Genomic DNA, 21506 nt, shown 5'->3' on the forward strand with positions numbered 1-21506 from the left:
GGTGACGCAGCTGATCGACACCGTGGCCTGGATCCTGGTGCGGGAGGGCAGGGTGCTGTGCGCGCGGCCGCGCGGCAAGGACGTCTTCTACGTGCCCGGCGGCAAGCGCGAGGCGGGGGAGAGCGACGAGCAGACGCTGCTGCGCGAGATCACCGAGGAACTCACCGTCGCGCTGCTGCCGGGCAGCCTGCGGCACGTCGGCACCTACGAGGCGGTCGACGGGCCGGTGCTCGTCCGGATGGCCTGCTACACCGCCGAGTACCGCGGCACCATCACCGCGAGCGCGGAGATCGCGGAACTCGCGTGGTTCCGCTACGCCGACCGGCCCCTGGTGCCGCCGGTCGACCAGCTGCTCTTCGACGACCTGGCGGCCGAGGGCGGGCTGCGCTGACCCCGGTCGGCACGCACCGGAGTGCCCGCCGACCGGGTCGGCCCGTCAGCTCGGGACGGGCGCCCGGTTCGCGCGGGCGATGAGGTGCTCGACGAGCGTCAGCAGCACCGTCTTCGACGACTGCCGCGAGCGCGCGTCGCACAGCAGCACCGGGGTGCCGGGGTCGAGGTCGAGGGCGTCGCGCACCTCGTCCTCGCTGTAGCTGGGCGCGCCGTCGAAGCAGTTCACGCCGACGATGAACGGCAGCCCGCGGCGCTCGAAGTAGTCGATCGCGGCGAAGGAGTTGCCGAGCCGACGGGTGTCGGCGAGCACGACGGCGCCGAGCGCGCCGCGGGCCAGCTCGTCCCAGAGGAACCAGAACCGGTCCTGCCCCGGCGTGCCGAACAGGTAGAGCACCAGGTCCCGGTCGATCGAGATGCGGCCGAAGTCGAGCGCCACCGTGGTGGTCGACTTCTGCTCCACCCCGGAGAGGTCGTCCACTCCGGTGCTGACCTCGGTGATCAGCTCCTCGGTGCGCAGCGGCGCGATCTCGCTGATCGCGGAGACCATCGTCGTCTTGCCGACGCCGAACCCTCCCGCGATCAGGATCTTGACGGAGGCCGCCAGGTTCGGGACACCGGCGCCCTGCCGGTTCGGGTCAAATTCTTCGGATTCCATCCAGCACCGCTCGCAAAATGTTGATGTCGCCGGGCCCGGCGTCGGCTTGAACCGGCGCCCGGAAGATCAGGTGGTTCTCGCTGATCAGATCACCGACGAGGATCTTCGTCACAGCCAGAGGTAGCTTCAGTGTTGCAGAGACCTCGGCCACGGACTGCGGAACCGCGCACAGGCGAACGATTTCCGCGTATTCGGGCTCGACCCGGCGCAGGATCGGGGCCGGGTGGGTGACCACCACGACCGTCAGCATGTCCAGGTCGTGGGCCGCCCCCATGGTGCGGCCCCGAGTGAGTGCGTAGGGCCGGACCAGAGGGCCGGCCGCGTCGTCGAACCAGTGCTCGCCCTGTCGTGTCATCGCGATCCTAGAGCTCGGCCAATCTGTGTCGCGGTGTGGTCGACAGGTAGTTGCCGACCCGCTGGACGGTGAGGTTCATTTCGTAGGCGACCATACCCAGGTTCGCGGAATCGTTCGCCTGGAGCGCGAGACACGCGTTGCTGCCCGCCGAGGTCACGAAGAGAACGGCCCGGTCGAGCTCGATCATGGCTTGGCGTACTCCGCCACCCTCGAACCGGGCGCCCGCGCTGCGGGCGAGGCCGTAGAGCGTGGACGACATGGCGGCGAAGTGCTCGGCGTCCTCCTGGGTCAGCGCGTTCGAGCGACCGAGCAGGAGGCCGTCGGTGGAGAGCACCACCACGTGCCGCACACCGGCGAGTCGGTCGACGAGGTCGTCGAGAAGCCAGTTGAGATCGCCGGGGTTGGGAGAGTTCACCTCAGCCTTCCTGTCTGTCGTTGCCGGACGCGTCGCCGCTGAGCGGCTTGCGTCCCTGTCGGGTTCCGTTCTCGATGGCCGAGATCAGATCTCGGGCCTGCTCCGCGGTGAGCCGAGGGCGTTCCGGCGCACGGGTCTGCGTCGTCGGCTCCGGGTCGCGTTCGAGCTGCGGGTTCAGGTTCGCCTGCCGGTTGCGGCGCGGCAGCGCGGGCCTGCCGTCCTGCAGCAGCGGCTGGGCGGCGGGGGGCTGCGCGGCGGGCGGCCGGGTCGGCGCCGGGGTGTTCGGGTTGTACGGCTGGGGCCGCTCGCCGGTGTAGGCGGGCGCCTCCGGGGGCCGGAAGGGCTGCGACTCGACCTGCGGGCGGAAGGTCTGCGTCTCCTCCGGCGGGTCGGCGACCAGCGTGGCGGCCGGGAGCGGGGAGCTCGCGGCCGATTCCGCGTGCCGCACCGGCGGTTCCAGCGCGGGGACCGAGGCCGGGCGCCCGACGGCGGGGGTGCCGACGGACTGGCCGTCCGGCACCGCGCCCGCGAGCAGCGCGGACGGGATGAGCACGATGGCCCTGATCCCGCCGTAGTCGGACTCGGCGAGCTTTACCGCGATCTCGTGCCGCGCCGCCAGCCGCGCGACCACGAAGAGCCCGAGCCGGGAATCGCCGGAGAGCGAGGCGACGCCGAAGTCCGGCGGGTCGGCCATCATCTGGTTGGTGCGCACGATGTCGCCGGTGGGCATGCCCATGCCCTGGTCCTCGATCTCGACGACCACGCCGCGCCCGACGACATTGCCGGTGACCTCGACCCGCGACTGCGGCGGGGAGAAGGTGGTGGCGTTGTCGACCAGCTCGGCGAGCAGGTGCACCAGGTCGGCGACCACGCCGCCGAGGACGTGCACCTGCGGCATCCGCGCCACCCGGACCCGGGAGTAGTCCAGCGTCTCGCCGACCGCGGAGCGGACCAGGTCGATCATGGCGACCGGGTTGCGCCACTGCCGCCCGACCTGCCCGCCGCCGAGGATGATCAGGTTCTCGGCGTTGCGGCGCTCGCGGGTGGCGAGGTGGTCGAGGCGGAACAGGGTGTCCAGCAGCGCCGGGTCCTCCTGCTTGCGCTCGGCCTCGTCCAGGATCTCCAGCTGCCGGTGCACGACGACCTGGCTGCGGTGCGCGATGTTCAGGAACACCGACTTCACGCCCTCACGGGTGCGGGCCTCGGCGACCGCGGCCTTCACCGCCGCACCGGCGGCGTGCTCGAAGGCCTCGGCGACCTCGCCGATCTCGTCGGAGCCGAAGTCCAGCTTGGGGATCTCCGAGGCCGGGTCGACCGGCTCGTTGTTCTCCAGCTTGCGCATCATCTCCGGCAGCGTGACATCGGCCAGGGTCAGCGTCTCCGAGCGGAGTCGCTTGAGCCGCCGGATGATCCGGTTCGCGAGCAGCACCGAGGTGCCGATGGCGAGCAGGCTGATCGCGCCGACGCCGATCCCGGCGAGCAGGGCGTTCTGCGAGTCCTCGTCGGACTTGGCCTCGGCGATGCCGTTGGTGCGCGCGCTCTGCGCGATCCACATGTCGATGAGCTGGCGGTTCACGTCCGCGGCCGCGGCCTGCCACTCGGCGTTCGGCATGGGCAGCGGCGGCAGCCCGGCCGACCGGGTGCTCGCCGACGACGAACCGCTCTGCGTCGAGGCGCCCTCCGTGGCGGCGGCCGCGCGGGCGACCCCGCGCCAGCCGATGACGTTCTCGACCACGTCCAGCTTCTGCCAGGAGACGCTGTTGATCAGCGAGGTGGCGACGGACTTCTGCTCGGGGTCGATGTCGCGGCTCAGGTTGCCGATCTCGATGCGGTAGTAGCCGACCTGGCGGGCGAACTCCTCGACCGCGACCGACTGCCCGCCGGTGGGCGACTCCATCGCCACCGCGAGCGCGGTGGCGCGCGACATCGCCTCGGCCGACTTCAGGATCTGCATGGCCTCGGCCAGCTCGACACCGATCTCGGCGTCCGGCGCGAGCTGCTGGGAGATCTGCGAACCGAGGACGATGCCGTCGATGACCTGGTTGAAGAAGTTGTAGGCGTCGGCGGCGGGCAGCTGGCCCGCGTCGATCGCGGTCCGCAGCTGGGCCAGGTACTTCATCATGGCGTCGATGCCGCCGACGTCGGCCAGGTCGTCGGTGACCTCGCCCATCGCGACCTTCGCCGACTCCAGGGCCTTGACGGCGCCGTCCAGCTTCGCGCGCGCGGCAGCGAGCCCGGCCGCCGCCTCGTTGTCGCCGCTCAACCTGGCCATCGAGGCGAGCCGTTCGGCCTGCGCGCCCTCCACCAGGTCGCGGGTCCCCGCCAGGGCGTTCTGGGTCTCGACCGCCCACTCGTGGGTCTTGTTGGACTCCGATACCAGGTACGACGTGGTCCCGACACCGACCGCCAGGAGTGACAGACTCGGGACGAGCGCGATTGCCAACACTCTGGTGCGGACACCGAGTCTCGCAGTGAACATCGGCTAAAACTAGCCAGTTACCTACTCGTAGTCCGATTCTGTCCCGCTGAACGGGACTCGAGTTGACAATCGCAGACAGACCGGTCGGCGTGCTCTGCCTGCTGGGCAACCCGGCGGTCGCGGCGTAGATTCTGGTGATCCGGGGTTACCGAGTAGTAGGAGGCCGATGATGCCCGCTCCCGCCGCCGCTGTGTTCACCCGCCTCAGCGATCTCGCCGCGATCGATGACGCCGCCGCCCGCGGCACCCGCACCATCCCGGAGACCTTCACCGGCGAGCCGCTCGGCACCGTCCCGGTCGGCACCGCCGCCGATGTCGATGCCGCGTTCGGCGCCGCGCGCGCCGCGCAGGCCAGGTGGGCAGCGCGCGAGGTCGCCGAGCGCGCGGCGGTGCTCGACCGCTTCCGCGGGCTGCTGGTGCGGCACCGCGACGAGCTCATGGACATCGTCCAGGCCGAGACCGGCAAGGCGCGCTGGGCGGCCCAGGAGGAGATCATGGGCATGCTCTTCGCCGCCCGCTGGTTCACCCGCAACGCGCAGGCGCTGCTGCGCCCGCAGGCGGTGCCCGGCGCCTTCCCGCTGCTGAACCGGGCGAGCGTGCGCACCCAGCCCAAGGGCGTCGTCGGCGTGATCGCGCCGTGGAACTACCCGATGCTGCTCTCGGTCGGCGACGCCATCCCCGCGCTGCTCGCGGGCAACGCCGTCGTGGTCAAGCCGGACAGCCAGACCCCCTTCTCCGCGCTCGCCGCCGCCGACCTGCTCTACCGCGCCGGGCTGCCGCGCGGGCTGCTGCAGGTGGTGCCCGGCCCTGGCACCGAGGTCGGCACCGCCATCGCCGACGCCTGCGACTACCTCATGTTCACCGGGTCGTCGGCCACCGGCCGCACCCTGGCCGAGCGCGCCGGGCGCAGGCTCATCGGCTTCTCCGCCGAGCTCGGCGGCAAGAACCCGATGATCGTGGCGCGCGGGGCGAACCTGGACCGCGCCGCGAAGGCCGCGGTGCGCGCCTGCTTCTCCAACGCCGGGCAGCTCTGCATCTCGATCGAGCGGCTCTACGTGGAGCGCGCGGTCGCCGACGAGTTCACCGCGAAGTTCCTGCGCGCGGTCGGCGCCGCCCGGATCGGCGCGGGCTACGGCTACACCGCCGAGGTCGGCTCGCTCATCTCGGCCGCGCAGCTGGAGACGGTGACCAAGCACGTCGCCGACGCCACCTCCAAGGGCGCCACCGTGCTCGCGGGCGGGAAGGCCCGCCCGGATCTGGGGCCGCTGTTCTTCGAGCCGACGGTGCTCGCCGACGTCACCGACGAGATGGAGTGCGGCCGCGCCGAGACCTTCGGCCCGCTGGTCTCGCTCTACCCGGTGGACAGCGTGGACGAGGCGGTCCGGCTGGCGAACGACACCGAGTACGGCCTGAACGCCAGCGTCTGGGCGCGCACCAAGGCCGAGGGCGAGCGGATCGCCGCCCGGCTGCGCGCGGGCACGGTCTGCGTGGACGAGGGGTACGCGCCCGCCTGGGGCACCACCGGCGCCCCGATGGGCGGCATGGGCAGCTCCGGCGTCGGCCGCAGACACGGCGCGGACGGGCTGCTCAAGTACACCGAGCCGCAGACCGTCGTGGTCACCCGGTTCCTGAACCTGGACACCCCGCCGCTGGTGCCCGCCGCGGTCTGGCAGCGGGTGCTGATGAGCATCACGCGCGGGCTCCGGTTCCTGCCCGGCCGCTAGCGCTGCAGGAAGATTCCGGCGATATCGGCGTTCCGGATCGGGGTCTCGGCATTGCGCTGGACCCCGCAGAGCAGGTCGACCGAGATCATGGTGGCGTCCACCGCGGTGCCGGAGGGCTGCGCGTCGGACTTCTGCTGCTCCTGCACGAACTTGGTGATGGTGATCCGCTTGGTGTCCTGGTCCTGGCGGACGTACTCGCTGCACGGCGTATCGCCGCCCTGGTTCAGGAAGCGCTCCACGTCGGTGCAGGCGGTCAGGGCGAGCGCGAGCGCGGCGGCCGCGAGCGCGGGGCGGGCGGCCGGGATGGTCTGCATGGGGTGAGCCTAGAGCGCGGTCGCCACCGCCAGCGGAATCTCCAGCTCGGCCGCGGTGAGCGAGCCGTGGTGGCCGACCATGGCCGACTGGATCGGCTCCGCGCCGGGGCGGACGACGCCGCGGCTGCCGGTGGCGAGCACGACGAGATCGCCGATCCTCGGCCGCACCGCGTCGGCCACCACCGGCCCGAACCAGCCGCGCTCGATCGCCTCGTCCCTGGCGAGCACGGTGAAATCCGCGCCGAGGGTGGCGCGCCAGGCCGCGGCGACGTCGTCGACGGCGCCGTCGGCGGTGTGGACGTACCGCACCCGCGGCTCGCCCGCGAGCAGCGCGACCCCCTCGCGCAGCGCGGGTTCGGCCTCGAAGTCCACGCTGCCGGTGTGCGTGATCATGCCGTGGTCGGCGGTGACCAGCAGCGCCGAGCGCGGCGGCAGCCGCTCGGCGATCTCGGCGACGATCCGGTCGGTGTGCGCGAGCTCCCCGCGCCAGGCCCGCGACCCCGGCCCGCGCAGGTGCCCGGTGGAGTCCAGGTCGGCGTGGTAGGCGTAGACCAGCGCCCGCGGCCCGGCCTCCAGCGCCGTGAGCACCCCGTCCACCAGGTCGCCGACCGACACCTGGAGCCGGAACTCGCAGCCGCGCAGCACCGCCCGGCTCAGCCCGGAGCCGTTCTGGTAGCCGGGCGCCACCTGGGTGACGGTGACCCCGTGCGCCGCCGCCCGCTCGAACGCCGTCGCGCGCGGCTGGAACTCCTCCGGCGGCAGCGCCCGCAGCAGGTCGACGTGCTCGCCCGCGCCGTGCAGCGTCCAGCGCAGTGTGCTCACCGCGCGATCGAAGCCGGGCACCCGGATGAGGTAGCCGACGACGCCGTGCTCGCCCGGCGGCAGCCCGGTGCCGAAGGAGGCCAGACTGGTGGCGGTGGTGCTGGGGAAACCGGCGGTGAGGGTGCGCCGGGGCAGCGCGGTGAGCGTCGGGGCGTCGGCGGCGTGCTCGGCCAACTGGTGGCTGCCGAGGCCGTCGACGAGCAGCACGCAGATCCGGTCGATGGCGGGGTCGAGTCCCAGTGTCAGCGCATCGGTCTCGCCGGGAACGCCGAGTGCGGCGAGGACCGAGGGCAGCAGGTCGGCCAGGGCGTCGGCGCCGTAGCGGGGGGTGAGCAGCACGGCGCCGACTGTAGTCAGCCCGCGGCCGGGGTGGCGAGTGCGGTGAAGGTGCGCAGGATCTCGGCGACCAGCTCGTCGGCGCTGGTGCCGAGCTGGTCGCTGCGCTCGGCCAGCTTGCCGTCGAGCCACAGCGAGGCCAGGCCGTGTGCCAGCGCCCAGAAGGTCACCGCCAGGGTCTCCGCGCCGCGCTCGGGCAGCACCCCCGCCGCCACGCACTCGGCGATGGTGTCGGTGAGGACGCCGAACGCGGCGTCACCCGCGGTGCTGACGTCGGGGTGCTTCTCCGGCTGCGAGAGCTCGGGGCGGAACATGAGCCGGAAGTGCGCCGGGTGTTCGCGGGAGAAGTGCACGTAGGCGGCGGCCAGCGCGTTGATCGCGGCCAGCGGGTCAGGGGCGGCGGCGCGCGCCGCGCGCAGCTCGGCCTCCAGCAGCCGGAAGCCCTGCACCGAGAGCGCGGAGAGCAGCGCCGCGCGGTCCGGGAAGTGGTGGTAGGGGGCGCCGGTGCTGACCCCGGCCTCGCGGGCGACTCGGCGCAGGCTCACCGCCGCCAGCCCCTCCGACTCCAGCAGCCGCAGGCAGGCCGCGAGCAGGGCGTCGCGGAGCGCTCCGTGGTGATAGGTGGTCCGCCGCACCCGATCAGCGTAGTGGACAGCTCTTCTGAGCGGTGCTTAGATTAATTGAGCAGCGTTCAGATGGGCGCCGCGAGCGGACCGAAGGAGACCTCCATGAGCCCCCGCATCCTCGTCACCGGCGCGACCGGATTCGTCGCCGGACACTGCATCGCCGAGCTGTTGCGCGCCGGCTACCGGGTGCGCGCCACCGTGCGCGACCTCGACGCCGCCCACCGGCGCGCGCACCTGACCGCGCTCGGCGGCGACCTCGAATTCGTCGCGGCCGACCTGGGTTTCGACACCGGCTGGGCCGCGGCCGCGCACGGCGTCGACGGCGTGCTGCACGTGGCGTCGCCGTTCCCCTCCGCCCCGCCGAAGCACGAGGACGACCTGATCCGCCCCGCGGTCGACGGCACGCTGCGGGTGCTGCGCGCCGCCGCCGACGCGGGCGTGCGCCGGGTGGTGCAGACCTCGTCCACCGCCGCGATCGCCTACGGCCACCCCGATTCCGGGGTGCGCACCGAAGCCGACTGGACCGTGGTCTCGAAGGCCACCGCCTACCCGAAGAGCAAGACGCTGGCCGAGCGCGCCGCCTGGGACTTCGCCGCCGCGCACCCCGACGGCCCGGAGCTGGTCGTGCTCAACCCCGGCATCATCCTCGGGCCCCTGCTCGGCACCGCCACCAGTACCTCACACGAGCCGATCCGCAGGCTGCTGACCCGCGAGATGCCCGGCATGCCCCGGGTGACCTGGGCCCCGGTCGACGTCCGCGACCTCGCCGTCGCGCACCGCCTCGCCCTGGAGACCCCGGCGGCCGCGGGCAACCGCTACATCTGCGCGGGCGACCCGCTCACCCTGCCCGAGATCGCGCGGCTGCTCGCCGCGGAGTTCGGACCGCTGGGGTACCGCATCCCGTCCCGCACCATCCCGGACTTCGTGGTGCGCGCCGTCGCGCTCGTCGACCGCAGCGTCGCCCTCACGGTGCCGAATCTCGGGATGCGGGAGCTGGTCAGCGCGGACAAGGTGCGCGCCGAACTCGGCTGGGACATGCGCCCGGTGCGGGAATCCGTCGTTGACACCGCCGAGAGCCTCATCCGCGCCGGGATCGTGCCCGCCCCGGCGGGCGGTTTCGTGTCCGCGTGATGCCGTTCGCCTATCGTCTGTAACGCGGCGCACAGTTCGCGCGACATGTGCTGCGTTGCCCGGGGTGGGCGACGGGGGTCTTCCGATCACGGGAACGAGGGGTGTGCCGCAGTGACGTCTCCGCTGCTGTCCAAGGGCCAGAACATCGCATTGCCCGGTGATGTCGAGCGCATCGACGTCGTGCTCGGCTGGACCGAGAGCGAGGTCGAGGTCGACGCCTCCGCGCTGCTGCTCGGCGCCGACCGGAAAGTGCGGGGCGACAACGACTTCGTCTTCTACAACCAGCCGGACCCGGCCGACGGGTCGGTGGTCTTCCTCGGCACGAGCGCGACCGAGGAGGGGGTCCAGGCGCGGATCGCGCTCGACCTCGCCGCGGTCCCGGCGGCGGTGCACACGATCGCGCTGGCGGGCAGCGTCGGCACCGGCGCCTTCGGCGATCTCGGCAAGCTCGCGCTGCGGGTGGTGGACGGCGCGGGCGGTTCGCTGGCCGAGTACGTCACCGCCGACGCCACCACCGAGTCGGCCTTCGTCTTCGGCGAGATCTACCGGCGCGGAAACGAATGGAAGGTGCGCGCGGTCGGGCAGGGTTGGGACTCCGGGCTGGCCGGGCTCGCCACCGCTTTCGGCGTCGACATCGACGAGGAGGACGACACGACGCCGGGTCCGGCGGACGACGCGGTCTCTCCGGTCGGCGACCGATCGGAAGCCGGCCGAGCGGCCGAGACCTGCGATCCCGCGCTCGCCGACGGCGACCGGTCCGGCGGTGGCGCCGGACCGCTCACGGCACGCCCCGCCGCGGCTGCGACGGATACCGCGGTGGACGTGACCGAACCCGCCGTGATCGCCCCGCATCCCGCGGTGATCGCCCCGGATCCCGCCGTTGCCGCCGCGGATCCCGCCGTGGCCGCCGCGGGCAGCGCCGTCGCCGCCGCCGAGACAGCGGTGGCCGCGGCGGAAACAGCTGTCGCCGCGGCGGCGAGCGTGACCACCGCGCCCGAGCCGGTGCGCGCGGTCGCCCGCCGTGGGGTGCGCACCGCCAAGCGCGCGGCGGTCAAACGCGCCGAGCCGATGACCTTCGCGCTCGGCGAGGACGGCTGGCAGCCCGCCCGGCTCTTCTCGGTCGCGGGCATCGGCGCGGGCGACGAACAGGAGCGCCGCGCCACCTCGGCCTTCGTCGCCACCATGCAGGCGGTGAAGCCGTTCGCGCGGGCGATCTGCGCCCGGATCGGCGCGCCGGTCGGCGCCTTCGAGGGCTACCTCGAGGTGCAGTACGAGCGCGGCGACGGCAAGGTGGTGCCGGACGCGGTGCTGCGCGTGCAGCGCGGCGGCAAGCTCTGGACCGCGCTGCTCGAGGTCAAGACCGGCAACGGCAGGCTGCGCCGGGACCAGCTGGAGAACTACCTCGACGTCGCCCGCCGCCGCAAGTACGACGTGGTGGTCAGCCTCTCCAACGACGTCCCCGCCGGGCCGGGCGAGCTGCCGGTCGAGGTGGACCGGCGCAAGCTCGCGAAGGTGGCGCTGCGACACCTGTCCTGGGCCGAGGTCGCGCACGAGGCCAGAATGCTGCTCGCGCACGGCGGCATCGAGGACGAGCTGCGTGCGTGGCTGCTCGCCGAATTCCTGCGCTACCTGGAGCATCCCCGCTCCGGGGCGAGCGAGTTCGTCGACATGGGCAGGCACTGGGTGGCGGTGCGCGACGCGGTGACCGCGGGTACGCTGCGCGCGAGCGACCAGAAGGCGCTCGCCGTCGCCGACACCTGGACCTCGCTCTCCCGGCACCTCGCACTGCGGCTCACCGCCGAGCTCGGCGTCACCGTGAAACACGTGCTGCCGCGCAAGCACACCGCCGACCCGGCCGCGCGCAGCGCCGCGGTGGCCGAGCGGCTCGCCGCCGACGGCGCCTTCGAAGCGGTGCTGCGGATCCCGGAGACCGCGGGCGACCTGGTGGTCGTCGCCGACGTGCGCACCGCCAAGATCCGCTGTGCGGTCTCGCTGGACGCCCCCGACGAGGGCACCGCGGGCCGCCGGGTGGCCTGGCTGCTGCGGCAGCTGAAGGACGCCCCCGCCGACGTCACCGTGGAGGCGGTCTTCTCCGAGCGCGGGAACGAGGCGTGCGAGCGGCTCGACGCCGTGCGCGCCGACCCCAAGGTCCTCACCCAGGGCCGCGCGGGCACCGTCGTCGCCTTCACCCTGCGCCAGACCTTCCCCATGGGCGCGCGGCGCTCCGGCACCGCCGCAGGCTTCGTCACCGGCGTCACCACCGCGGTCGACACCTTCTACGGCGCCGTGGTGCAGCCGCTGCGCGAATGGGTGCCCGCCGCGCCGAAGCAGGCCGAGCCGGTGGACGCGGGGTGACCGCCGCCCCGCCCGTGCGGTAGACAGGTCGGGTGGGCGCACAACGATCGTTCCGGTTCGGTGTCAACATGATCGCCTCGGGCTCGCGGGCCGAGTGGGCGGCGAAGTGCAGGCGGGCCGAGGAGCTCGGCTTCGACGTGCTCGGCGTCGCCGACCACCTCGGGATGCCCGCGCCGTTCCCCTCGCTGGTGCTGGCCGCCGAGGTGACCGCGGCGCCGCGGCTCACCACCTTCGTGCTGAACACCCCCTTCTACAACCCGGTGCTGCTGGCCAGGGAGATCGCCACCGTCGACGCGATCACCGACGGGCGGCTGGAGCTCGGCGTCGGCGCGGGCTACGTGCGGGCCGAGTTCGAGGCCGCGGACATCCCGTTCGGCACCGGCGGCGCCAGGATCGGGCAGCTCGGCGCCGCGCTCGGCAGCATCAAGGGGCTGCTCGCCGACCCCGGCTACGAGCCGCGGCCGTCCCGTCCCGGCGGCCCGCCGGTGCTCATCGCGGGCTGGGGCGACAAGCTGCTCGCGCTGGCCGCCGAGCACGCCGACATCATCGGGTTCACCGGCGCGGCCGCCGCCACCAACGGCGGCCCGCTGGTGGCCGCGGGCCCGGCCGCGTACGGGGAGCGGGTCGCCACCGCGCGGCGGCTGCTCGGCGCGCGCGCCGACTCGGTCGAGTTCAACCTGCTCATCCAGCAGGTGGCCGGTCCGGGGGAGCGGGCGGCGCTGCTGGAGCGGGTCGGCGACATGCTGCCCGCCGAGATCGCGGGCAAACCCGAAGAGCTACCGATCCTGCTGGTCGGCACCCCGGAGGAGATCGCGGAGCGGCTGCGCGAGCGCAGGGAGCGGTGGGGGTTCGGCTACATCACCGTGATGGAGGAGCACATGGAGACCTTCGCCCCGGTCATCCCGCTGCTGCGCTGACCGCGGCCGGTCAATCCCGCACGATCGCCACCACACGACGACTGCCGCGCAGGTAGCGGTACCGCTTGCCCATCCGGCGCGCGCCGGATGCCGCCGCCACCCCCGCGCCCGCCGCGCCGAGCGCCGCCACGGCGAGCGCGGGCACCGTCGGCTGGGTGCCGAGCAGCACCCACGCCGCACCCGCCACCGCCACGGCGGCCGCCGCGGCGCTGACGACCAGCCCGGCGGTGTTCGCCAACGCGCCCCGGCCGCGGCGCAGCGCGCGGAGATTGGATTCGAGGTAGGCGAAGGCGAGCAGGGCGAGCAGCGCGACGCCGACCGCGACGGCCGTGCTGATCGCGGGCTGCGCGGTGCGGAATCCGACACGCTGGGTGGCGATCTCGGCGCCGCCGCGCAGCAGGGTCAACTCCGCCGTCCCGGTCCCGGCCATGATGTAGGGGTTGACGGGCGCGGGGACCGCGGTCGGGTTCCCGGGCGCGATCGGGGTGGTCGCGCCGCCGATCCGCGCCCCGAGCACGACGACCGACAGCCGGGCGGCGTCGGCGTCCACGCCGTCCACCCGCAGCGGGACCGGCGCGGCCAGGTCGAGGGTGATCGGTCCGGTCGCGGCGGGGTCGGCGTTCGCGAGGGTGACGGTTCGGGGCGCGAGATCCCCGCCCGCCGCAGGCCCGCCGAGTCCGACGACGGCGACGGCGCACGCGCCGAGGGCCAGGACCGCGGCGATCGCGAACGGCACCCGCGGCGACGCGAACCGCACCACCTCGTTGACGGGCACCAGGTCGGCACGGTCGAGATCGATCAACCGGGCTCCACGGTCCTGGACATCACCCTGCGGGCGGACCCGCGGCGCCTGCGCCGTCGGCGGGAGCGGGCCGGGGCCGGGCCGGGTGGCCTGGCGCGTCGGCGGCGGGTGGCTGCCCGGCCGGGGGGTGGGCACGCGCACGGTGGGCGCGCTCGGCGCACGCCCGGTGCCACCGCGGCCCGCGCCACGGGAGCCGCCGGTGGCGGCGGCCACGATGGTGTCCGCCCCGATCACCGGGATACCGACGGGCGTGAGCCAATCGCTGCCCCAGCAGTAGGCCGCGGGTTCGGCGAGCGCGATGCCGAACTCCTCGGCCGAGCCGAAGCGCTGCGTCGGCTCGCTCGCCAGGCCGCGCATCACCACCGCCGCGATCGGCCCCGGGATCCGCGGCGCGGCCTCCGACAGCGGGATCGGCTGCTCGTAGGCGTGCGCGTAGAGCGCGGCGAGCTGGTTGGCGGCGGGCGGGAAGGGCAGCACACCGGCGAGCAGCTGGTAGAGCATCGTCGCCAGCGAGTAGATGTCGGTGGCGGGCGAGAGCTCCTCGCCGCGGACCTGTTCCGGCGCGATATAGGACGGGGTGCCGACGATCTCGCCCGCCTTGGTCACCAGCGTCTCGTCACCGCCGACGATCTTGGCGATGCCGAAATCGGTCAGCTTGATCGCGCCGCCCGCGCCGAACATCAGATTCGACGGTTTCACATCGCGGTGCAGCACACCGTGGTCGTGCGCCGCCTGCAGCCCGGCGGCGCAGGAGAGCGCGACCGCGACCGCCCCCGCGGCGTCGAAGCCCTGCGTGGCGAAGCGGTGGGCGACCGTGCCACCGGGCAGGTACTCCATGATCAGCAGACACAGCTGCTCGTGCTCGACGTAGTCGAAGACCCGCACCACGTGCGGATGGTCGATCGCCGCCATGACCCGCGCCTCGGCGACGAAGCGCCTGCGCACCGTCGGGTCGTGGGCGAACTGGGACGGGATCTGCTTGATCGCGACCGCTCGGCCCAGCCTGCGCTGGACACCCGAGCGGACCACCCCGCAGCCCCCGCGCCCGACCTCGGGGCCGAGGTCGTAGCCGGGCAGGGCCGCGCGCAACCAGTCGGTGTCGGCGGTCACCGGTTCTCGCTCGTTCCCGCGATCGGCCCCCGCGCCGCGATGCGGACGGTGTCGGCGTTCCCGGCGAGGTCGACAGCACCGAGATCCAGCGCGTCGTCCGGCTCGGAATCCGGGGTCGGGGAGAGGTATCCGAGCACGAAGGCGATCGCGGCCGCCGCGCCCGCCACCCCGAGCCAGACCCCCGTGTCCGGCACCCACCAGCGCAGCACCGACGCGGTGAAGCCGAAGATCAGCCCGATCCCGACCCCGGGGGCGAGCAGCCGGACCCCGCGCTGCCAGCGATTCGCCGAGAGCCGGTGCCCGGCGATGCCGATCGCGGCGTCGAGCAGCGCCAATCCGGTCAGTACGGCGAGCGCGATGCCGAACAGGCCGTAGACCGACCGGATCGAACCGCGCACGTCGGTCACCGTGTCGACGTGCGCGAGTTCGGCGCCGTCCGCGCCGGTGACGGCGAGCCGTCCGGCGATGAGGCCGGTGGCCTGGCCGTCGAGGCCCGCGAGATCCAGCTGGTAGCGCAGGGTTTCGGTCGCTCCGGGCGCGATCTTCAGGCCGACGGCGGTCGAGTAGGAGAAGAAGCGCAGTCCGAGCACCTCGCCGGTGAGCTCGACCCGGCGCACCTCGACCTGCTGCGCGCTGCCGTTGGTGAGCGTCACCGCGACCCCGGCCGCGCTGTCCGGCGTCAGCCGGACCGGGTCGGCGCCGGTGCGACCGGCGATGTCCCGATCGTCGACGGTGGCGGTCATCGTCAGGCCGTCCGGCTCGGCGTGCGCCGGTCCTGGCGATATCAGCGCCGCCGCGCCGAACAGGACGGCGAGCACCGACAGCGCGATTCGCCTCGTGGGGATGGTCATCGGTCTCTCCGGGTCGAACGGTGCGAGATGAGCCGGTGGCCGTAGAACCAGCCACCGAGGAGCAGGAAGAACAACAGGATCGCGATCGTCGAGGCACCGCCGTCGACGCTGCTGACCAGCACCACGTCGAGTGCGGCGGTCAGCGTGCGCCCGCACCACGTCCGCACGTCGTGCCGCCCGACCTCGATGGCGGAGAGCGTCAGCCGCGCGGTGAAGGAGCCGTCGGCCGCGGCGACGGCCGTGCCGACCGGGGTCCGGCCGATCGACAGCTCGACCGGGGCGCCCGGATCGCACCCGCGCCCGGAGGCCGTCACCTCGCCGCCGGGGGCGATCGCGACCGGGGTCAGCTCCAGCGCGGCGGAGCCCGTCGGCTTCCGGTCGTCGGTCACCGGCGGCTCGCCGGTCTCCGGTCGCCCGGTGTCCGAGCCCGGATCGTCGCGGCGCGGATTCTCCGTCCGCGGATCGCCGGTGCCCGGGTTCGAGGTGTCCGGGCCGCCGGTTTCCGGTCGCGGGTCCTGTTCGGTGTTCTCCGGATTCGAGGTTTCGCCGCCGGGTGGGCACTGCGGATCGCCCGGCATACACCGCACGGTCGGATCCGGGTCCTGCGGGCAGGTGGGCGGTGGATTCGCGGACGAGCAGTCCGGCGGGGTTCCGCAGGTCGAGGGCGGACTGCTGCCCGCGCACGGGTCGGTGGCGCACCCCGGCGCGCCGGGGTTGCGCAGGCACGGATCGGAGAACGGGCACGGGCCGACCCCGGTTCGGCATCCGGGGTAGGGGTCTTCGGCGCCGGTGCCGTCCGGATCCTCCGTGCTCTCCTCCTCGGTGGAGTCGCAGGTGGTTCCCGAGCACTGCTCGTCCGGCACGATCGGCGTGGAACTCGGCGGCAACGGCGCGCGGACGGTGACGGTTCCCGGCGGGAACGCCACCGCGGTCGCCGCCATCATCGACGACATCAGGAACAGTGCCAGGCCGATGGCCACGAGTCGGGATCTCCACCGCCGCTCGCTGTTTCCGCCCGCGTCCGTTCGCCCCGAAATCCGCATGGGCCCTCCCCGTGATCACAGATCGATCAGTGTCATCGTAGAGCGCGCGTGCCGCGACGGAGCGCTGAACTGCGAGCCCTGCTCACCGTTGATCGCGGTGGGGCGAACTCGCGCAGCGGTCAGCCGGTCACGAATCGGATGCGGTCAGGGTGGCGAGGATCTCGGCGGCGGTCTCCACCCGGGTGATCGCCCCGGCGGCGCGGCCCGCGTCCACCGGCGCGGTCGCCGGATCGGCGGCGCGGGAACGGAGTTCGGCGCGGGCCGCGGGGTCGGCGCGCAGGTCGTCCTCGCGACCGGCCCAGCGGTCGGTGGCGGCGTCGCGCAGCACCCGGGAGGGGAATCGGGCGGGCCAGGGGAGCCCGGCGGCGATGTCGAAGGCCCTGGTCAGCACGGTGTCCGCGCCGGTGGCGGCGATGAGAGCGCGGCGGCCGGGTTCGGGGAGCAGCGATTCGGCGCAGGCCGCGAAGCGGGTGCCGATCCAGGCGCCCGCCGCCCCGGCGGCCAGCACCGCCGCGAGGTCGGCGGCGGTGGCGATGCCGCCCGCCGCCAACACCGGGGCCGGGACGGCGGCGAGCACCTCGTCCAGCAGCGGTCGGAGTTCGGGCGCGGCCGTGCCGTGGCCGCCGCCCGCCGCGCCGCGCGTCACCAGGACGTCGATCCCGGCGTCGTGCGCGCGCCGCGCCTCGTCGGCGGAGTACACCTGGGTGGCGGTGCGGATGCCGAGCTCGCGGGCTCTCGCAGCCCAGGACAGGTCGGTGCCGAAGCTCACCGAGAGCAGCCGCGGCCGGGCGGCCAGCGCCACCTCGAACAGCTCCGGTTCGGCGCGGATCACCCAGTCCACCACGCCGATTCCGACCTCGTCGCCCGCCCGCGCCAACTCGGCGCGCAGCGCCGCCGCCGAACCCGCGCTGCCCATACCGATCATGCCGAGCCCGCCCGCCGCGCGCACCGCGGCGGCCAGCCGCCCGCCCGCCACCCCGCCCATGGGGGCATTGACCACCGGTACCCGCAACCCCAGCTCGCGCGCCCACGCCGATGTCCGCATGGGTCCAGTGTGCCGCGCCGCTACACCAGCACGAGCTCGGCCATGTCGGCGACCGGGCGGTAGCCGATGCGCTGGTAGATCTTGTTCGAGGTGGGGTTCGCGAGGTCGGTGAAGAGGCAGACCCGCGCACCCTCCGCGGCGAAGACCCGGGACACCTCGGCGACGGCGGCCGAGGCCCAGCCCCGGCCGCGCTGCTCCGGCGGGGTGTAGACCGGACCGACCCGGGCGACGCCCGCGACCGGGGGGTTGGTGCCGGTCAGGTGGACCGGCTGCCCCGCGTGCTCCCAGAACCAGAGCCTGCCCTTGGCGATCCGGTAGCGGACGTCGTCGAGCTCGGGTGCCTCGCGCTCGCCACCCGGCGCGTGGCTCTCGGCGTTGAAGGCGCCGAACCAGGCCCGCGCGAGCTCGGCCTCGGCGGGCCGCACCGCCCGCAGCGCGCCGGGCACGCCGGGCGGCGGTACCAGCGTGCCCAGTTCGAAGAGCCTGGTCGCCACGCTGGTCTCGACGGTTCCGCGCCCGGCCAGCCGCGCCAGCTCGGCGAGCAGCTCCGCCGCCGTCGGCAGCGCGCCGTGCGCGGCGGTCAGCTCCTCGCCGCGCGCGTGCAGCACCCGCGCCAGCTCCAGCGTGGCCGCGGCGGGCAGCGGGAGCAGGTAGGCCGGGCGGCGGCCGAAGGTCGCGGTGCGCATGGCCGCCCCGACGACAGCGGCCCCGTCCCTGACCGTCAGGAACCACTGGTCGTCCGGGATCGCGACGCCGTCGGCGCGCTGCGTCACCTGACGGTCCGCCAGCGTCGCCACCACCGTGCTGAGCACCGGTTCGGTGGCCAGGTACGCGCCCGCCGCGGCCAGGAAGGTGGCGGCGTCCGGGGTGAACTCCAGCTCCATGCGTCGACGGTAGAGAGCGCCCGCGGTTCGGCGCCAATGGTTTACGGGCGCGGGCTGTCCACGGTGATGGCCCACAGGTCGTGGTCGCGGCGCTGCCCGCCGACCGTCAGGTACCCGGTCATCCTGCCCTCGCGGACGAACCCGAGCCGGGCCGCCAGCCGCGCGGCGCGCTCGTTGTCGACGCTGACCGGCGCCGCCACCCGGACCAGTCCGAGCGTGTCGAAGACGTACGCCATCACCAACCGCCCGGCCACCACCGCGGTGCCCGGCTCGGCCAGTTCGGCGTCGAGCCAGATCCCGGTCTCACCGCGCCGGTCGTGCGGTTCGATGCGCAGCTCGCACTGCCCGGCGAACTGCCCGTCCACCTCGATCACCACGCTCAGGAAGGTGCCGAAGCGGGCACCCCAGCGCGCGGCCAGCCAGTGCCCGGCCCAGGCCCGGTCGGTGTGCTGGGCGCCCCAGCCGCGGCCGGTGCTCACCCAGAACGGCTCGATCGCCTCCCGGTTGCGCAGCCGGGCGGAGCGCCAGGCCGGTGCGTCGGTGAGCCGCGGCAGCCGCACCCGCACCGTCGTGCCGGAGGGCGCGAGCGCGGAGTCGTCCAGGGTGAACCCGGGGGAGCGGACCGCGCGCAGCAGGCGGCCGAGCGGCCGCAGGTGGAAGCGGGCGATCGACATCGCGACGCCGGGGTTGGCCAGCACCCGGAGCCTGCCCGCCGACCCGCTCACGCGCGGCCGCACCGGCACGATCGAGACGACCGGTTCAGCGCGGGATCGGGGCACGGCGTCGGCGCAGGCATCCCCGCCACCCTAGCCCCGGCACCCGGGCCCGGGGACCAGCGGCTCGACGGGACTTTTCCGGGCTTGCGCGCGGTTGTACCGGGAGCCTGAACGAGGAGGTCGTGTGGCACAGGAGTACAACCGCAACCCCGCGGCACTGTCGGCGCTCTCGCCGGAGCAGTACCGTGTGACCCAGGAGAACGGCACCGAGCGTGCGTTCACCGGGGAGTACTGGGACAACCACGAGCCCGGGCTCTACGTGGACGTCGTCTCCGGTGAGCCGCTGTTCGCCTCGGTCGACAAGTTCGAGAGCGGCAGCGGGTGGCCGAGCTTCACCCGCCCGGTCGACGCGCACAACATCGTGGAGAAGAAGGATTTCAGCCACCTGATGATCCGCACCGAGGTGCGCTCGGCGCACGGCGACAGCCACCTCGGCCACCTGTTCACCGACGGCCCGCGGGCCGAGGGCGGGCTGCGCTACTGCATCAATTCGGCGGCACTGCGCTTCGTCCACCTCGATCGGCTCGAGGCCGAGGGCTACGGGCAGTACACCGCTCTGTTCACGAAGGAGGAGGCGTGACCGACACGCGTAGGGCGATTCTGGCGGGCGGATGCTTCTGGGGCATGGAGGACCTGGTCCGCAAGCAGCCGGGGGTGCTGTCGACCCGCGTCGGCTACACCGGCGGCCGCAACGACAACCCCACCTACCGCAACCATCCCGGCCACGCCGAGGCGCTGGAGATCATCTACGACCCCGCGCAGACGGACTACCGGGCCCTGCTGGAGTTCTTCTTCCAGATCCACGACCCGTCCACGAAGGACAGGCAGGGCAACGACATCGGCACCAGCTACCGCTCGGCCATCTTCTACCTGGACGACGAGCAGAAGCAGGTCGCGCTGGACACCATCGCCGACGTCGACGCCTCCGGGCTCTGGCCGGGCAAGGTCGTCACCGAGGTGACCGCCGCGAGCGAGTTCTGGGAGGCCGAGCCGGAGCACCAGGACTACCTGGTGCGCTACCCGAACGGCTACACCTGCCACTACCCGCGCCCGGGCTGGAAGCTGCCCAAGCGCGCGAACGCCTGACCCGGTAGCAATGGCGGCCCCGGCGATTCGCCGGGGCCGTTTCGCGTCTCAGGGGGCGAGCAGCTCGTCCAGGTGGGTGCGCGACCAGGTGCACAGCCCGTGCACGGTGCCGAGCAGGGCGCGGCCCGCCGGGGTGAGCGCGTAGTCCACCCGCGGCGCGGCGGTGCCGTGGTCGAAGCGGGTGACGACCCCCTCGGCCTCCAACGCGCGCAGCGTGCGGGTGAGCACGGTGTAGCTGATGCCGTCGAGCTCGCGGTGCAGCTCGGCGAAGCGGCGCTCGCCAGCGCCGAGCGCCTCCAGCGCGGCCAGCGCCCACTTGGTGGACAGCACGCCGAACACCCGCCTGGCCACCGCCGCGGCCTGCTCCTGCTCGGTCGGCATCGCGGCCCCCTCTCACATCGAAGTGCGTACTCCCGCCCGGCGGCGCCGATCCGTAGCGTGCCCGACGTGATCCTCAAAACCTACGCCCGGCTCTTCGTCACCGACCTGGACCGTGCGCTGCCGCTCTACGAGACGCTGGTCGGCCGCCCCGCCGACCTGCGCTTCGGTTTCGAGGCGGCCGAGCTCGCCGCCGTCGGCGACCTGCTGATCGTCGCCGGGCCACCGGAGGCCACCGACCGGTACCGCGGGACCGTCGGCCCGCTCGTCGTCGCCGACCTGGACGCGCTGCGCGCGCAGCTCGCCGATTCGGGTGCCACCGTGACGCACGGCCCCGAATCCTCGGCCACCGGCCGCTTCCTCTACGCCAGGCACCCCGACGGCGTGCTGGTCGAGTACGTCGAGTGGAGCCCGGAGGTGCGCGAGCGGGTGCTCGGCACCGGCTAAGCTGCTGCGTTCATGGCACTGAGCGCGACCGTGCACACCTTCGCGGTGCACCTGGCCGATATCGACCGCGGCGTCTACGAGGAGTGGGAGACGCGGGTGGCGCGGCACCCCTCGGAGACCGCGGAGTTCATGATCACCCGGCTGCTCGCCTACTGCCTGGAGTACCGCGAGGGGATCACCTTCAGCGACGGCGGAGTCTCCTCGACCGACGAACCCGCCGTGCTCGTGCGCGACCACACCGGCCGGATCACCGCCTGGATCGAGGTCGGCGCCCCCGACGCCGAGCGGGTGCACCGGGGCAGCAAACTCGCCGAGCGGGTCGCGGTGTACACCCACCGCGACCCGGCCAAGGTGCTCGCCCAGTTCACCGGGAAGAAGGTGCACCGGGCGGCGGAGATCCCGGTGCGCGCCTTCGACCGCGAGTTCGTCGACGCCGCGGCCGCGCTCGTGCAGCGGCGCAACACGCTGAGCGTGTCGGTGACCGAGGACGTGCTGTACCTGTCGCTCAACGGGACCGACCTGAGCTCGCCGGTCACCGAACACCGGATCGAATGACCCGGTAG

Annotated in this window: 23 protein-coding genes; 9 read left to right on the plus strand and 14 right to left on the minus strand. The window is 73.6% G+C overall.

From position 1 onward, the window contains the following. The first annotated feature begins 1 nt into the window (after position 1). Positions 2 to 391, plus strand: coding sequence for an NUDIX domain-containing protein (locus ACFUUZ_RS06475; protein WP_378693180.1), 390 nt, complete (start codon positions 2 to 4; stop codon positions 389 to 391). A gap of 45 nt (positions 392 to 436) precedes the next feature. Here the strand turns inward: ACFUUZ_RS06475 and ACFUUZ_RS06480 are convergent, their stop codons facing one another. From ACFUUZ_RS06480 to ACFUUZ_RS06495, 4 genes are read right to left on the minus strand one after another with little or no spacing between them, the layout of a single operon-like run. Beyond that, positions 437 to 1048 (minus strand): ATP/GTP-binding protein, encoded by a 612-nt coding sequence (locus ACFUUZ_RS06480; protein WP_378610668.1) that lies wholly within the window; start codon positions 1046 to 1048, stop codon positions 437 to 439. Then, complete coding sequence (locus ACFUUZ_RS06485) at positions 1029 to 1403, minus strand: DUF742 domain-containing protein (protein WP_357014927.1); 375 nt, start codon at positions 1401 to 1403, stop codon at positions 1029 to 1031. Before ACFUUZ_RS06485 ends, ACFUUZ_RS06480 begins: the two co-directional genes overlap by 20 nt. Positions 1404 to 1410: 7 nt before the next feature. Then, positions 1411 to 1818: a roadblock/LC7 domain-containing protein gene (locus ACFUUZ_RS06490; RefSeq protein ID WP_067651593.1), complete on the minus strand. Its 408-nt coding sequence runs from the start codon at positions 1816 to 1818 to the stop codon at positions 1411 to 1413. Position 1819: 1 nt separating this feature from the next. Further along, the gene (locus ACFUUZ_RS06495) at positions 1820 to 4297 is read right to left on the minus strand and encodes a nitrate- and nitrite sensing domain-containing protein (protein WP_378693182.1); all 2478 of its coding nucleotides are present in this window, start codon (positions 4295 to 4297) and stop codon (positions 1820 to 1822) included. 169 nt (positions 4298 to 4466) lie between these two features. Between ACFUUZ_RS06495 and ACFUUZ_RS06500 the strand changes: the two genes are divergently transcribed. Further along, positions 4467 to 6020 (plus strand): succinic semialdehyde dehydrogenase, encoded by a 1554-nt coding sequence (locus tag ACFUUZ_RS06500; RefSeq protein ID WP_378693409.1) that lies wholly within the window; start codon positions 4467 to 4469, stop codon positions 6018 to 6020. Here ACFUUZ_RS06500 and ACFUUZ_RS06505 read toward each other — a convergent pair. From ACFUUZ_RS06505 to ACFUUZ_RS06515, 3 genes are read right to left on the minus strand one after another with little or no spacing between them, the layout of a single operon-like run. Next, positions 6017 to 6334, minus strand: coding sequence for a hypothetical protein (locus ACFUUZ_RS06505; RefSeq protein WP_378693184.1), 318 nt, complete (start codon positions 6332 to 6334; stop codon positions 6017 to 6019). The genes ACFUUZ_RS06500 and ACFUUZ_RS06505 overlap by 4 nt on opposite strands. A gap of 9 nt (positions 6335 to 6343) precedes the next feature. Further along, on the minus strand, positions 6344 to 7495 hold the full coding sequence (locus tag ACFUUZ_RS06510) for an alkaline phosphatase family protein (RefSeq protein ID WP_378693186.1): 1152 nt from the start codon (positions 7493 to 7495) through the stop codon (positions 6344 to 6346). A gap of 14 nt (positions 7496 to 7509) precedes the next feature. Then, complete coding sequence (locus ACFUUZ_RS06515; RefSeq protein WP_378693188.1) at positions 7510 to 8127, minus strand: TetR/AcrR family transcriptional regulator; 618 nt, start codon at positions 8125 to 8127, stop codon at positions 7510 to 7512. A 93-nt stretch (positions 8128 to 8220) separates the two neighbouring features. On the opposite strand from ACFUUZ_RS06515, the gene ACFUUZ_RS06520 reads away from it, so the two are divergent. From ACFUUZ_RS06520 to ACFUUZ_RS06530, 3 genes are all read left to right on the plus strand, one after another. Further along, positions 8221 to 9249: an NAD-dependent epimerase/dehydratase family protein gene (locus ACFUUZ_RS06520; protein ID WP_378693190.1), complete on the plus strand. Its 1029-nt coding sequence runs from the start codon at positions 8221 to 8223 to the stop codon at positions 9247 to 9249. Positions 9250 to 9360: 111 nt separating this feature from the next. Continuing rightward, positions 9361 to 11604, plus strand: coding sequence for a TerD family protein (locus ACFUUZ_RS06525; RefSeq protein WP_378693192.1), 2244 nt, complete (start codon positions 9361 to 9363; stop codon positions 11602 to 11604). 32 nt (positions 11605 to 11636) lie between these two features. After that, positions 11637 to 12521, plus strand: a complete 885-nt coding sequence (locus tag ACFUUZ_RS06530; protein WP_378693194.1) for a TIGR03621 family F420-dependent LLM class oxidoreductase — start codon at positions 11637 to 11639, stop codon at positions 12519 to 12521. A 10-nt stretch (positions 12522 to 12531) separates the two neighbouring features. Here the strand turns inward: ACFUUZ_RS06530 and ACFUUZ_RS06535 are convergent, their stop codons facing one another. From ACFUUZ_RS06535 to ACFUUZ_RS06560, 6 genes are all read right to left on the minus strand, one after another. Beyond that, positions 12532 to 14433: a protein kinase gene (locus ACFUUZ_RS06535; RefSeq protein ID WP_378693196.1), complete on the minus strand. Its 1902-nt coding sequence runs from the start codon at positions 14431 to 14433 to the stop codon at positions 12532 to 12534. After that, positions 14430 to 15284: a hypothetical protein gene (locus ACFUUZ_RS06540; RefSeq protein ID WP_378693198.1), complete on the minus strand. Its 855-nt coding sequence runs from the start codon at positions 15282 to 15284 to the stop codon at positions 14430 to 14432. Before ACFUUZ_RS06540 ends, ACFUUZ_RS06535 begins: the two co-directional genes overlap by 4 nt. Then, positions 15281 to 16264, minus strand: a complete 984-nt coding sequence (locus ACFUUZ_RS06545; RefSeq protein ID WP_378693200.1) for a hypothetical protein — start codon at positions 16262 to 16264, stop codon at positions 15281 to 15283. The genes ACFUUZ_RS06540 and ACFUUZ_RS06545 overlap by 4 nt, the downstream gene beginning before the upstream one ends. Positions 16265 to 16454: 190 nt before the next feature. Beyond that, positions 16455 to 17372, minus strand: coding sequence for an NAD(P)H-dependent flavin oxidoreductase (locus ACFUUZ_RS06550; protein ID WP_378693202.1), 918 nt, complete (start codon positions 17370 to 17372; stop codon positions 16455 to 16457). Between the two features lie 20 nt (positions 17373 to 17392). Next, on the minus strand, positions 17393 to 18256 hold the full coding sequence (locus ACFUUZ_RS06555) for a GNAT family N-acetyltransferase (RefSeq protein ID WP_378693204.1): 864 nt from the start codon (positions 18254 to 18256) through the stop codon (positions 17393 to 17395). Positions 18257 to 18297: 41 nt separating this feature from the next. Beyond that, a complete protein-coding gene (locus ACFUUZ_RS06560) occupies positions 18298 to 18981 on the minus strand; it encodes a GNAT family N-acetyltransferase (RefSeq protein WP_378693206.1) in 684 nt (227 codons plus the stop codon). Between the two features lie 175 nt (positions 18982 to 19156). Here ACFUUZ_RS06560 and msrB point away from each other — a divergent pair, with 175 nt between their 5' ends. Both msrB and msrA read left to right on the plus strand, forming a co-directional pair. Continuing rightward, positions 19157 to 19612 carry a peptide-methionine (R)-S-oxide reductase MsrB gene (msrB, locus tag ACFUUZ_RS06565; RefSeq protein WP_378693208.1) on the plus strand — a complete coding sequence of 152 codons (456 nt, stop codon included), beginning with the start codon at positions 19157 to 19159 and terminating at the stop codon, positions 19610 to 19612. Further along, complete coding sequence (gene msrA, locus ACFUUZ_RS06570; protein ID WP_378693210.1) at positions 19609 to 20118, plus strand: peptide-methionine (S)-S-oxide reductase MsrA; 510 nt, start codon at positions 19609 to 19611, stop codon at positions 20116 to 20118. Before msrB ends, msrA begins: the two co-directional genes overlap by 4 nt. A gap of 48 nt (positions 20119 to 20166) precedes the next feature. On the opposite strand, the gene ACFUUZ_RS06575 is transcribed toward msrA, so the two are convergent. Then, positions 20167 to 20499, minus strand: a complete 333-nt coding sequence (locus ACFUUZ_RS06575) for a winged helix-turn-helix transcriptional regulator (RefSeq protein WP_378693212.1) — start codon at positions 20497 to 20499, stop codon at positions 20167 to 20169. Positions 20500 to 20565: 66 nt separating this feature from the next. On the opposite strand from ACFUUZ_RS06575, the gene ACFUUZ_RS06580 reads away from it, so the two are divergent. Both ACFUUZ_RS06580 and ACFUUZ_RS06585 read left to right on the plus strand, forming a co-directional pair. Continuing rightward, the gene (locus tag ACFUUZ_RS06580) at positions 20566 to 20943 is read left to right on the plus strand and encodes a VOC family protein (protein WP_378693214.1); all 378 of its coding nucleotides are present in this window, start codon (positions 20566 to 20568) and stop codon (positions 20941 to 20943) included. 12 nt (positions 20944 to 20955) lie between these two features. Then, a complete protein-coding gene (locus ACFUUZ_RS06585; protein WP_378693216.1) occupies positions 20956 to 21498 on the plus strand; it encodes a YaeQ family protein in 543 nt (180 codons plus the stop codon). The last annotated feature ends 8 nt before the right edge of the window (positions 21499 to 21506 follow it).

This window comes from Nocardia sp. NPDC057353, from assembly GCF_042667085.1.
In the GTDB taxonomy this organism is placed as follows: Bacteria; Actinomycetota; Actinomycetes; order Mycobacteriales; family Mycobacteriaceae; genus Nocardia.

Bases quoted from the DNA above. Each gene is read 5' to 3' on its own strand.
- ACFUUZ_RS06555 (WP_378693204.1), bottom strand. From the start codon at position 18,256: ATGGAGCTGGAGTTCACCCCGGACGCCGCCACCTTCCTGGCCGCGGCG.
- ACFUUZ_RS06520 (WP_378693190.1), top strand. From the start codon at position 8,221: ATGAGCCCCCGCATCCTCGTCACCGGCGCGACCGGATTCGTCGCCGGA.
- ACFUUZ_RS06540 (WP_378693198.1), bottom strand. From the start codon at position 15,284: ATGACCATCCCCACGAGGCGAATCGCGCTGTCGGTGCTCGCCGTCCTG.
- ACFUUZ_RS06575 (WP_378693212.1), bottom strand. From the start codon at position 20,499: ATGCCGACCGAGCAGGAGCAGGCCGCGGCGGTGGCCAGGCGGGTGTTC.
- ACFUUZ_RS06480 (WP_378610668.1), bottom strand. From the start codon at position 1,048: ATGGAATCCGAAGAATTTGACCCGAACCGGCAGGGCGCCGGTGTCCCG.
- ACFUUZ_RS06485 (WP_357014927.1), bottom strand. From the start codon at position 1,403: ATGACACGACAGGGCGAGCACTGGTTCGACGACGCGGCCGGCCCTCTG.
- ACFUUZ_RS06585 (WP_378693216.1), top strand. From the start codon at position 20,956: ATGGCACTGAGCGCGACCGTGCACACCTTCGCGGTGCACCTGGCCGAT.
- ACFUUZ_RS06495 (WP_378693182.1), bottom strand. From the start codon at position 4,297: ATGTTCACTGCGAGACTCGGTGTCCGCACCAGAGTGTTGGCAATCGCG.
- ACFUUZ_RS06500 (WP_378693409.1), top strand. From the start codon at position 4,467: ATGCCCGCTCCCGCCGCCGCTGTGTTCACCCGCCTCAGCGATCTCGCC.
- ACFUUZ_RS06550 (WP_378693202.1), bottom strand. From the start codon at position 17,372: ATGCGGACATCGGCGTGGGCGCGCGAGCTGGGGTTGCGGGTACCGGTG.
- ACFUUZ_RS06505 (WP_378693184.1), bottom strand. From the start codon at position 6,334: ATGCAGACCATCCCGGCCGCCCGCCCCGCGCTCGCGGCCGCCGCGCTC.